The sequence below is a fragment of the Opitutus sp. genome (assembly GCA_024998815.1).
Lineage (GTDB): Bacteria > Verrucomicrobiota > Verrucomicrobiia > Opitutales > Opitutaceae > Rariglobus.
The window spans coordinates 278,636-290,680 of the sequence record JACEUQ010000003.1; the positions used below are offsets into that span (position 1 = coordinate 278,636).

The 12,045-nt window shown below is 62.0% G+C and carries 8 protein-coding genes; 3 read left to right on the forward strand and 5 right to left on the reverse strand.

Annotated elements, in window-relative coordinates; genetic code table 11:
• Positions 1 to 19 precede the first annotated feature (19 nt).
• Positions 20 to 943: a LysR family transcriptional regulator gene (locus H2170_16310; protein ID MCS6301634.1), complete on the forward strand. Its 924-nt coding sequence runs from the start codon at positions 20 to 22 to the stop codon at positions 941 to 943.
• Between the two features lie 93 nt (positions 944 to 1,036).
• On the opposite strand, the gene H2170_16315 is transcribed toward H2170_16310, so the two are convergent.
• The 3 genes from H2170_16315 to H2170_16325 form a co-directional block, all read right to left on the reverse strand.
• Positions 1,037 to 1,543 (reverse strand): chemotaxis protein CheX, encoded by a 507-nt coding sequence (locus H2170_16315; protein ID MCS6301635.1) that lies wholly within the window; start codon positions 1,541 to 1,543, stop codon positions 1,037 to 1,039.
• Between the two features lie 275 nt (positions 1,544 to 1,818).
• Positions 1,819 to 3,165: a transposase gene (locus H2170_16320; protein MCS6301636.1), complete on the reverse strand. Its 1,347-nt coding sequence runs from the start codon at positions 3,163 to 3,165 to the stop codon at positions 1,819 to 1,821.
• 62 nt (positions 3,166 to 3,227) lie between these two features.
• Positions 3,228 to 3,485, reverse strand: a complete 258-nt coding sequence (locus tag H2170_16325; protein ID MCS6301637.1) for a hypothetical protein — start codon at positions 3,483 to 3,485, stop codon at positions 3,228 to 3,230.
• Between the two features lie 448 nt (positions 3,486 to 3,933).
• Between H2170_16325 and rlmN the strand changes: the two genes are divergently transcribed.
• Positions 3,934 to 5,037: a 23S rRNA (adenine(2503)-C(2))-methyltransferase RlmN gene (rlmN, locus tag H2170_16330; GenBank protein MCS6301638.1), complete on the forward strand. Its 1,104-nt coding sequence runs from the start codon at positions 3,934 to 3,936 to the stop codon at positions 5,035 to 5,037.
• Between the two features lie 208 nt (positions 5,038 to 5,245).
• Here the strand turns inward: rlmN and H2170_16335 are convergent, their stop codons facing one another.
• Positions 5,246 to 9,856, reverse strand: coding sequence for a glutamate synthase subunit alpha (locus H2170_16335; protein MCS6301639.1), 4,611 nt, complete (start codon positions 9,854 to 9,856; stop codon positions 5,246 to 5,248).
• Positions 9,857 to 10,256: 400 nt separating this feature from the next.
• Positions 10,257 to 11,495, reverse strand: a complete 1,239-nt coding sequence (locus H2170_16340; protein MCS6301640.1) for a transposase — start codon at positions 11,493 to 11,495, stop codon at positions 10,257 to 10,259.
• Between the two features lie 156 nt (positions 11,496 to 11,651).
• Here H2170_16340 and H2170_16345 point away from each other — a divergent pair, with 156 nt between their 5' ends.
• Positions 11,652 to 11,966, forward strand: coding sequence for a hypothetical protein (locus H2170_16345; GenBank protein ID MCS6301641.1), 315 nt, complete (start codon positions 11,652 to 11,654; stop codon positions 11,964 to 11,966).
• Positions 11,967 to 12,045: the final 79 nt, after the last annotated feature.

Below are 12,045 nucleotides of genomic sequence, written 5' to 3' on the forward strand. Positions count from 1 at the left end.
CAAGGAACGGATTGCTTCCATGCGTTTTTCGCATAGCTTGGGCAGCAACGTGAACCTGACCCTCCTGCGCTCGTTTTTCACCATCGTCGAACACGGCAGCCTCAGCCAGGCGGCCGAACGCCTGCACGTCTCCCAATCGACGCTCAGCCGCCAGATGCAGGCGCTGGAGCAAGAGATCGGAGGGCCCCTGCTGGAACGCGGGCCGGGCGGGGTCGCGCTCAGTGCCACCGGGCATGCGCTCTTTGACGGCATGCAACCGGTTCTAACCGCCTTTGACACCGTGCTGGGCGAGGTGCGCCGGCGAGCGCGGGGGCAAAGCGAGGAGTTGCGCATCGGTTATCTGCTTTCGGCGGCCTCCGATTACCTCAACCCCGCACTGGTCGCACTGCGCAAGGCCCACCCCGAGGTGAAGGTGCGCATGCTGGACCTTTCGCCGGGCGAACAGATCGCGGCCTTGCGCAAGGGCGATATCGACGTGGGCCTGATCGGCCAGGAAAGCGGCCTGCAATCCAAGGAGTTTTACGTGCGAACGCTCGCGGTGCTGCCGGTGGTGGTAGCGCTGCCCGCCGACCATAAGCTGGCTGCCGCGGAGAGCGTAAAACTGGGGGAGTTGCGCCAGGAGGTGTTTGTGGGCGCGCACGACCGCGATCTGCCCGGACACAACCCGTGGGTCGCCCGGTTGTGCAAACGCGCGGGGTTTCGGGCGCGCTTCGTGCAGGATGCCGACAGCCTGACGCACGCCCTGGCCATGGTAGTGACCGAGGGCGCGGTGCTGCTGCTGCCCGATTACGCTGCCCAACGCCCGGTGCCTGGAGTGGTGTTTCGCCCGCTCAGCGACACGGGCGCGAAATGGCAGCTCATGGTGGCGTGGCTACGCGGAAAAACCTCCGCCCCCGTCAAGGTGTTGCTCGCCACCCTGCCCGCCGCAAAACGCCGCGGCTAGGGCTTTTAGGCATTAAAAAGTAGCGCAGACTTCCAGTCTGCTTCGAGCGGGCAGGCAGACTGGAAGTCTGCGCTACGACGGCCTCCCTCGCGCTCAATCCACCTTGAGCTGCAAATCGGCCAGCAGCGGGTGCCCGGCGATTTCAAAATGATAAACCCGCCGCGTCGCCCCCTTGGCGGTCGGCACCACCAGATGCGACCCGCGCACGATCGTCGGCAGCGTCAATTTACAGGGATAACCCAGGTCACAGAGACCGTTTTTAAAATTACCCACGGACATGTTGGTCAGTTCGCCCAGACTGTCTTTAACCAGTTCGAAACCCTCCGCTTTGATCTCGTCGGGAGTCATGCCGAGGATGAGGCCGGCGACGACTTGGGAGAACGCGTCCGAGAAACGCAGGTGGATAAACCCGTCGATATCACCGAGAAAGCCCACGCAACCCATCACCAGTCCGCCATCACCCAAAATGCTGGCGTCGATTTGCGGGGCGCTGTCGATGAAGTTGGCCTTGGTTTTGACGAGAATGGGGAACACGTGGTCAAACGCCTGCCGAACGGCCCGATCGAGGAGTTCTGGGGTGAGGGGAGCGCGATCAGACATGACGAGGAGGAAAAGAGGGGGATGGAGAAACGAGTGCGGGCCGCAACCCATGAAGCGGGGATTCCCCTGTATTCGGCGCAAACCCCTTCCGGCTTAAGCCCAAATCAGCAAATGCTCTAGATTGGGTGGTTTTTAAGGTGTTTTCCGGCCCCTGAGCGGCCCGAAGCGCTAGACCGGAAGGGGACATGCGGCTCGCCCCACCCACCCTGAGCTCACGCTCAGGGCCTGGAGTTTGGCCCCAAAAGCAGGTGGATGCGAAGCGGCCGGAGGCCCGGTTACGCAGCGCGGAAGAGTGCTTCAGCCAAGAAGGGTGGCGCTTTTGATGAGTTCGTGGAGGGAGGGTCGGTCGACGTGAAGTCGGAGAAACTCTCTGGGGCGATCTGGTCGGCCCAGCATTCGCTGCGCAGGGTGCGCAAGAGGTCCCCCGTGGAACTGGTCGCAGGCGAGGCGCCCGAAGAGTGCGTGCGCCATTTGGGCGGGCGAAGATGCGGCGGCGGATCAGGGGTTTGCCCCGCAGGATCGCCGAAGAGCAGGGCGGCGATTAACAACAGCGCATAGGCGGCGACGGTGGCGGCGGGTTGGTTGCGGTTGGAGGCGGCGGTGCGCAGTTGTGCCTGGCCGGTGCCGATCAGGGTTTTCTCATCCCGGAAGTTTCCCTCGATGCCCCAACGCCAGAGGTAATACTGGAGTTGGTCACCCACGGGCATATCCGGGTCGGTGCAAACCAAGAAGGCAGGCTGGCGATAGAGCAGCTTCGAGCCTGCGCGCAATCGGTAGCCCACCGGGGCGATCACCATGACTTGCAACGGGAGCGTCGCCCCGGCTTTACGCCACAGCACCGGCCCGAGGGTCTTGATTTTAAAGGTGTGCTTTTTTCCGGCCGCATAAGCCTCGACGCTTTGCCAGGCCACGGTGTCGTCGGTGCGCAGCTCTTCCGGGGTCTGGACCGGCGCGCCATAGACCGGCGGGCGACCGGTGGCCGCGGGTGGTCCAGGCAGGGCGTTGAGCACGGCGTCCCGGCGGATCCGGCCGATATAAACGGTCTTGGCGGGCAGGCCCTTGAGTACGACCGCATTGGTGTAACTGTCATCGCCGGCGACCACCAGTTTGCGCGTGTCTGGCAGCGCCTGGCGAAGCTGCTGGATGCGGGCGAGCGCGACGACATTAAGCCGCTGCTGTTTTTTCTTCTCCGTGTACTGCTGAACCTCGTCGGTAGTGGCTTTTTTACCCGGCTTTGGCGGCGTCGGCGCGTGGGTGAAATCCACCGGAATCATCCGGGCGTGTCCGTCGGAACCAGGCCAGGCCGCAGAGAGTTGCACATAGCGCTGGCCGCGCACCAGGTTGGTTTGGAACGCGGGGCCGAGCGGATCGCGTTTCCAGCCGACGCCGTCGATCTTGACCCCGGTTTTGCGTACCAGGGTGTCATCGATGGCGGCCACCAACGGGGTAAGCGCCGGCAGGTTTACCTCAAGCTCATGGAGGACCGTGCGGAAAAGCCCCGCCGGCTTCACCCGGTCACGCGAATACAACCGGTAGTCGGCCGTCCAGTCCTGCTGGGCACGCCCGCACAGACAAATCAGGTTGGTAAGAGTCCCCCGGCACGGTGAAACCAGTGCCGCCATGAGATGCCCCTGCAGTCTCCGGGCGCACTCGGGGGCGGCGCAAGCCGCAGCACAAGCCCGTTTCATAAGTCGTCCCAGCCGATCGGATAAACCCAACTGGACTTTTTTTTAACGCCTACGTCCACCAGCTCGGGCGTGACCGGCATAACGGGCGCGACCAGACTGCGTGAGAGGACCAAATGATGCGCGTCGGTGACGGTCCACTCGACGGCCTCCGACTTGGCGAACCCCATCGTCTGGGCGATGGAAGCGGGTAATGTCACATACCACTGCTCACTGTTTTTGCGGATGATGCGCTGAACTTTGGTGGTGGTGCTCATGGTCCGACACCATCGTTCATGGCCACGCTTTTTCCCATGGGCCCGACGCCCCATTTATCTCTACGGCCTTCTCCGGGCCAACTAGTCAGAGGCCAAACTCCAGACCTTGAGCTCACGCTCAAGGCCACGTTCGGGCGGGTGCGGCCTGGAGTGTGCCTTTGCCTGGGTGGCTTTGGCTCGGTGTGGCTTCGTGCGTGAGCACGAGGTGTTTTTTCTGGCTGCGGTGCGCCGAATCCTTGAGCTCACGCTCAAGGCCACAAGGAGTGTGTTCGCGAAGAGTGTGGCCTTGAGCGTGAGCTCAAGGATTCGGCTGATCTGCGTTCGACTAGTCAGGGGCCAAACTCCAGACCCTGAGCTCACGCTCAGGGCCACGCCCGGCACGGGAACTCGTTTGTGATCGGGCGCTAAAAATCCTGTCCTTTCCCCGGCGTTTGCCTATCTCCGGCTGATGTCGTCTTCCCTCCTCAATCTTTATGGCCTTACCCGTGCCGAACTCGGTGCGCTGGTGAGCGGGTGGGAGATCAGCCCCGTGCACGCGGCGCGGCTCTGGCGTTACCTTTACCTCGATGGCGCCGTCAGCCTGGCCGATATGCCGGAACTGCCCGCGCGGTTGCGCGCGAAGCTGGAGGCCGAAACCACGTTTGGCCACTTGGCAACCACCCGGGAAACCCATTCTAGTGATGGGTTTACCCGCAAATACCTGCTCGGCCTCCACGACGCCCACCTCATCGAAACCGTGCTGATGCGCTTCAAGGGGCGCACCACCGCGTGCATCAGTTCGCAGGTGGGCTGCGCGATGGGCTGCGTGTTTTGCGCCACCGGCCAGATGGGTTACACCCGCCACCTCAGCGCCGCCGAGATCGTCGCGCAGGCCGTTCACGTGGACCGGGTGTTGCGCTCCACGGCACTGGACGCACCGGCGTTGTCCGAGGGCGCGCACGCCTCGCCTCACCACCGCCACGAGCGCCTGCGCAACATCGTGCTCATGGGCATGGGCGAGCCGTTGCACAACTACGACTCGGTCATGAAGGCCGTGGACATCCTGTGCGATGGCACCGGCATGGCGTTGGGGGCCAAAAAAATCACGCTTTCCACCGTCGGTGTGGTGCCGGGCATCATCCGCATGACCGATGAAAAACGCAGCGTGTGCCTCGCGGTTTCGCTGCACGGCGCGACGCAGGCCGAGCGCGCCGCGTTGGTCCCGGCGGCGCGCGCCTGGCCGCTGGAGGCGCTCATGGAAGCCTGCCGCTATTACACCGAAAAGTTGGACCGGCGGATTTTCTTCGAGTGGACGCTCATCGAGGGCAAAAACGACGGCGCCGAACAGGCGCATGCGGTGGGCGCGCTGCTCAAGGGCATGCAAGCGCAGGTGAACCTGATCCCGCTCAACCCGACCTCCGGCTACACGGGCGCGCCCAGCCACACCGGGGCGGCAAAGGCGTTTCAAACGGTTCTGGCGGGCTATGGACTGCCGAGCACGGTCCGGCAGCGGCGCGGCATCGATATCGGCGCCGGTTGCGGCCAGTTGGCCGTGGCGGAGAAGACGAGGTGAGCGGCGGAAAGTAGCGCAGACTTCCAGTCTGCTCCGGTGGCCAGGGCCGGACTTCAATCCATTTGGCCGCGAAGGATCGCAGAGAACGCATAGAAATACAGGTGGATTGTTCTTTGCGCTCCTTGCGTTCTTTCGCGGCAAAACTGCCTTGGGTGACTTCGGAGCAGACTTCCAGTCTGCGCTACTTTTTCCCCCGCCCCCGAAGCCGTTATCCGGCAGGATAACGGAGCACGGGCTTGGGCGCGTCGGGCGTCGGCGCGAAGGGCACCACTTTCCAGAACTTGGCCACCGTCGCAGCCCAGTCCGCCAGCAACGCCTGCGCATACGGGCTCGTCGTCGCTTTCGCGTGCGCCGCCACCAGCTGCTTCAGGCTTTCGATTTCCTCGGCCCCGCTCAGGCGCTCCAGGCCGATCATCGCCGGGTTGATGTTCTTCGGCAGGCTCTCGGCGGGGTCATAAATGAAGGCCAACCCGCCGCTCATACCGGCGCCGAAATTGCTGCCAGTCGGCCCGAGAATCACCACCGTGCCCACCGTCATGTACTCGCAGCCGTGGTCACCCACGCCTTCGACCACGGTGGTCGCCCCGGAGTTACGCACCGCGAAACGCTCACCCGCCCGCCCCGCCGCAAACAGCGTGCCGCCGGTCGCCCCGTACAAGCAGGTGTTGCCCAACAGCGCCTGCTCGTTCCACGCAAAGGTCTCGCTCGGCTTGGGGCGCACGATGATCTCACCGCCGTTGATGCCTTTGCCCACGTAATCGTTGGCCTCGCCAATCAGGGTCAGGCGCAGGCCGTTGACCAAAAACGCGCCGAAACTCTGGCCGGCCGAACCGGTAAAGGTCAGGTCGATCGTGCCCGCCGGCAGGCCTTCGTTGCCGTGCTGGTAGGCGATCTGGCCGGAGATCTGCGTGCCGATGTCGCGGTTGACGTTGGTCACCTTGTAGCGGGCAACCAGCCGCGAGGACTCGCCCAGAATGACGTCGCGCGCCTCCTGCAGGATTGCCTCGTCGAGCGAGCCTTCGCCACCGAAACGCTCGTTGCGCTGGCGGGTGTGGAAACGGTCCGTTTCGCCCGAGGGATCGGGGTTGTGCAACAGGCCGGAGAGGTCGACCAACTTGCTCTTCGGGTTCGCCGGGTCGTCGATCTGCTCCAAGAGGTCAACGCGACCGACAATCTCGTTGAGGTTACGCGCGCCGAGTTTGGCGAGGTAATGGCGCACGTCCTCGGCGACGGCGTTGAAGAAGTTGATGATGTTCTCGGGCTTGCCGCGGAACTTGGCGCGCAGGTCTTCGCGCTGGGTGGCGACGCCGACCGGGCAGGTATTCAAGTGGCAAACACGGAACATCGCGCAGCCGCCGGCGATGAGCGCGGCGGTGCCGAAGTTGAACTCCTCGGCGCCGAGCAACGCAGCGATCACGATGTCGCGGCCGGTTTTCATGCCGCCGTCGGTGCGCAACGTGACGCGGCCACGCAGGCCGTTCATCATCAGAACCTGGTGGGCCTCGGCCACGCCGATTTCCCAGACCGAGCCGGCGTTTTTGATCGAGGCGAGCGGCGAGGCGCCCGTGCCGCCATCGTGGCCGGAGACCAAGATGACGTCGGCGTAGGCCTTGGCCACGCCGGCGGCGACGGTGCCGACGCCGGAGCTGGAGACGAGTTTAACGCAGACCTTGGCGCGCGGGTTAACTTCCTTGATGTCGAAGATCAGCTGGGCGAGGTCCTCAATCGAGTAGATGTCGTGGTGCGGCGGGGGCGAGATGAGCGTCACGCCGGGCACGCTGAAGCGCAGCTTGGCGATGAGCGGGGTGACCTTGGCGCCGGGCAATTGGCCGCCCTCGCCGGGCTTGGCGCCCTGGGCCATCTTGATCTCGATTTCCTTGGCGGAAGACAGGTAAGCGGGCGTGACACCGAAACGACCGGATGCGATCTGCTTGATCGCGGAGTTGGCGTTGTCGCCGTTGGCGCGGACGTTGAAACGGTCGGGATCCTCGCCGCCTTCGCCGGAGTTGGATTTGCCGCCGATGCGGTTCATGGCGATGGCGAGAGCCTCGTGCATCTCGGGCGAGAGCGCGCCCATCGACATACCGGCGGTGGTGAAGCGCTGGCGGATTTCCTCGATCGGCTCGACCTCGTCGAGGGCGATCGGCGTGGCGGCGGAGAAGCGGATCTTGAGGATGTCCTTGATGGAAACCGGCGCGTGGTCGTCGGCCTGGGTTTTCCACTCGTTGTAGGATTCGGCAGAACCGCCGGCGCGCACGAACTTGTTCATGGCGGAGACGACCTTGGGGTTCCAACCGTGGAACTCGCCTTCGCCCTTCTTGTTGACGCGGTAATACCCCTCATTGCCGAGGTCGGCGGGAGCGGAGCTCAGAGGTAAGAGCTCAGAGCTGGGAGCTTGGGGCTGGGAGCTCGGAGCTGGGAGCTCAGAGCTCTTAGCTCCTAGCTCATAGCTCGCCTCGGGATAAGCGCGGGAGTGGCGGCGGAGGGCCTCTATGGCGATCTCGGGGTAACCGATGCCGCCGATGGGCGAGGCGGTGCCGGTGAAGTTCGCCTCGATGAGTTTCTTGGAGACGCCAAGGGCCTCGAACATCTGCGCGCCCCGGTAGGAGAGCAGCGTGGAAATGCCCATCTTGGCCATGATCTTGAGCAGGCCGGCGTCGATGGTGGTCTTGTAGTTGAGCAAGGCCTGGGCGACGGTGACCGGCTTGGTGGTGGCCCCGGAGGTGGCCAGACCGGCAACGAGCTCGAGCGCAAGGTAGGGGTTAACCGCATTGCTGCCGAAGGCGAGCAGGGTGGCGATCTGGTGAACGTCACGGGCTTCGCCGGTCTCGGCCATGAGGTCGGCCTGCAGGCGTAAACCGGCGCGCACCAGCTGCTGATTCACCGCACCGACGGCCAGAAGCATCGGAATGGCGGCCAGCTTGGCGTTCGCACCGCGGTCGGAAACGATCACCAGCTTGGCGCCGGCCTTGCCGACGGCGGCCTCGGCCTGGGCAGCGAGGGCCTTGACGGCGGCCTCGAGCGCGTCGGGGCCTTGCGAGGCGTCGAACAGGGCGGGCAGACGCACGACGCGATCCTTCAGGAAGGACACCTCAAAGAGCGCGGCCACCTCGTGGTCGAACAGGATGGGCGAATCGAACTCGACGAGACCGGCGGTCTTCGGGAATTCCTCGAACAGGCTCAGGCGGCCACCGAGGTAACCGGTGAGCGACATGACCGTTTTCTCGCGGATGGAATCGATCGGCGGGTTGGTGACCTGGGCGAACAGCTGCTTGAAATACGAATACAGCAGGCGGGGGCGGCGCGAGAGCACGGCCATCGGCGTGTCGTCGCCCATCGAGCCGGTCGGCTCGAGGCCTTCGGCGAGCGGGGTGAGGATGAGCTCGATCTCGTCGTGGTCGTAGCCGAAGGCGAGTTGGTCGACGACCGAAGCGGGGGCGACGGCGGGCGCGGCGGCAGAGCCGGAGGCGGGCGCAGCCTGATTGTTAACCAGGTGTTCGGCGCACCACTGCTTGAACTTGGGATCCGTGGTGAAGCGGGCCTTGATCTCCTCGTCGTGGTAAAATTTGTGCTCCACCAGATCGAGGGCGAGCATGCGACCGGGCCCGAGCCGGCCGGCCTCGACTACTTTACCCGGAAAGTCATGCACCAGACCGGCTTCGGAGGCCAAGATGAAGTAGCCGTCGTCGAAAATCTTGTAGCGCGCGGGGCGCAGGCCGTTGCGGTCGAGGGCGGCGCCGATGGTGAGACCGTCGGTGAAAACCACGGCGGCGGGGCCGTCCCACGGCTCCATCATGCCGGCGTGGTAACGGAAAAAGCCGCGCGTCTCGGCGGAGAACTTTTTATCTTTTTCCCAGGCCGGGGGCATCATCATCATCGCGGCGTGGAGCGGGCTGCGTCCGCCCAAGGTGATGAGCTGAAGGGCGTTGTCGAAGGAGGCGGAGTCCGACATGGCCGGCTGAACGAGCGGCTTGAGGTCGGCGAAACGGTCGCCCCAGACCCCGTGGGAGACGGAGTTTTCGCGGGCGCGCATGCGGTTGCGGTTGCCGCGGATGGTGTTGATCTCGCCGTTGTGGGCCATCATCCGGAACGGATGCGCCAAGTGCCAGGTGGGGAACGTGTTGGTCGAGTAGCGCTGGTGGAAAATCGCGAACGCGGTGGTGAACAGCGGCGACTTCAGGTCCGTGAAGTACTTGCGCAACTGGCTCGGCGTGAGCAGGCCCTTGTAAATGATGGTGCGCGAGGAGAACGAGCAGACGTAAAAACCCGCGATTTTGGCCTCGGCGACCTGGCGCTCGATGCACTTTTGGGCGAGGAAGAGTTTGCGCTCAAATTCGTCGTCGGCGAGGTCCTCCTTGCGGGCAACGAGGGCCTGAACGATGAGCGGCTGGGTTTCTATCGCCTTGCGGCCCAAGCAGCTGGAGTCGGTGGGGACTTCGCGCCAATCGAGCCAGGCCAGGCCCTCGGCCTTGACGGCGGCCTCGACGATTTTTTTGGCGTGGGCCTGGGCGTATTCGTCGCCACGGGGCAGGAAAATCATGCCCACGCCCAGGTCCTGTTCGCGGAACAGGGACTTTTTGCGCTCGGCCAGGTAGGCCTTAAAGAGTTCCAGCGGCAGCTGGGTGAGCAAGCCTGCGCCGTCGCCGGTGACCGCATCGGCGTCGATGGCGCCGCGATGGGCGAGGGCCTTGAGGGCGTCGATGGCGCGCTTGAGCACATCGTGGGAGCGCTCGCCGGTGAGCTTGGCGATACACCCGACGCCGCATGCATCGTGTTCTTGTTCAGCGGAATAAAGCGGTGACGGAAGGATCTTGGCCATGGTAAACGAAGGTGTAGACGGTACGGTTAAAGGACCCAGGTGATGCAGGAAGTGCGCCGCTTATGGTGAATAGTTACAGGCAGAATAAGGTGCGATTCGTTGGGGCGGCGAAAGGGAGGCGCAAGCGTAATTTCCAGAGCGAATTGGCGGGGTGTAAAAACCCGTAAAAAACCCCGTGTCGGCGGCCCAGGATTGAGCCTGTGCGGCGCGGTCCGCCGCTAACAAATCCCGGCGAGTTTGTTCCCTTTCCGTTCCCTTTTTTTAGCTCTCCTCTGACAGTGGTGCCCGGGACAGGAGTCGAACCTGCACATCTTACGATAAAGGCTTCTAAGGCACTTACGTAAGTTGCTCCCCACTTGATCTCAAATGCACTTACGTCAACGGTGTCCAAGTTTTAGATCTATGGGTTGGCATAGAGCAGTTTAAGTTGCGGCAGCAGATCTGAAATAGGGCAAGAAGAGAACCAATGTGAGCGCAACCAGCGGAGAAGTTTCACACTGCGCTGAAGCGGTCGCAATACGGTTGTGAGTAAGGAGCAAAGAAGCCGGTCATTTTTTTTGGCGGTCGCGATTTGGTCGTCTAATCGTTTTTGTTGCCGACGGAGGCCCGCCTCATTTTTGATTTGATAATCTCGTTCTAATTTTTGCTCAAACAGGACCAGTAGGTTATGGGTTAGGCAAAGAAAATGGGCCTGTATTTGCTTGGCGGTTGAGCTCGACGCCCACGCCTTGGATTCCTCCAGCTTGTTTTTAAATTGATCGAAAACCTTTTCAATCTCCCAGCGTTTTTTATAAAGCCAGGCGAGAAGCCCTGGCGGTAAGTCAAAAACGCTGGTGATGAACTCATACACCTCACCACTGACTGGATCGCGGTATCGTATTAAGCGCACACGCACCTGATGGGCGGCGATGACTATTTCATCCGCTATGACGCCATGATTAATGGGATCAGCACGATCAAACAACTTCGAAGCGAAGGGCTCAAACAGGAGATTTTCTTTGGTGCGTGAAAGAAAATAGACGCCGGCAGTTTGCTTCCAGTTATGCCAGAGAGGAAAATCAAGGCCTGCGCGATCCCAGATCCAAAGAACTTTCTTGCCGGTCGGCTCCCCCATACGCAAAGCATTAGAGCCGAGTCGCTTGATCACGCTCATATCGTGTTCTTTTTTGCCCTCAGTGAGTGCAAGATGTTGCATGGCATGAGTTCGAATATTAAGGGCATATAAATGTCCTACCGGCCAACGGCGTTCATCAATTTTCTGATCGTGCGAAGCCGCCCCATGCCAATGACCGTCGCCGGCATAGAGGGCATAATTATCAACGGCAGCGGGCAGTTCGGTAAAGTTTTCGAGCAGGGCGGTGGCCTGCACCGAAACATCCATTAATAAAGCCAACCTGCGTTCGCTTTTCAGTACTTCAAAGAAGTGCCCCGTAGCGGGACAAGACTCGAACAAGGAACCGACTTGTTGAAGAAAACCGCGACCGCTTCGAGGATCCGATAGAGCTCTGGTAATACCAAGCCGAAGGAATGCATCGTCAGTCAATTCCGGGCATTGACGCGCGTACCTAGAAGCGGACGCGAGTCCGGTAAGCGGCCCGAAAAATACTTCGTTTAAAGCGAGGGGATGAAGTGTAGCCATGAGGCCCAAAAAAATTTTTACATGTGCCTCGTAAAGCCTTATATTGAAGTATTTTAAGGCCAATTAACACCCGCCGCAACACACGTAATTGGCATGGCTCGACCCCCAGTCCGTGCTGGTTCGCGACGGCCCCAAAGGGGCGCTTCCGAGCGCTGTGTGACGCCCCCCTGCACAGAAAATACTTCAAAACTTGGACACCGTTGTAATCTTAACAAAAACCCGCCCTGGACCCGTGAGCAAATCCGCGCCGCACGCACGGCCCCGCTGATTCCTCTGCTGGAAAAACGCGGGCTCAAGTTCGTCGAAACCGGCGGCGGCAATTTTTTAGTTACCGCCTACCCCGGACTCATCGCAAAGGAATCGTACTGGCGCTGGCCCGAACGCAACTTGAGCGGTAACACGATCGACTTTTTTTGCCAAATCCTCGGCCTGTCCTTCCACGACGCCATGACCAAAATCACGGCATCGTAAAACAGCCGACGAACCAACTCATCCGCCCGCTGCGGTCGTAATTGCGACCGCAGTACGACCAAAATCCTTACGACCGCCT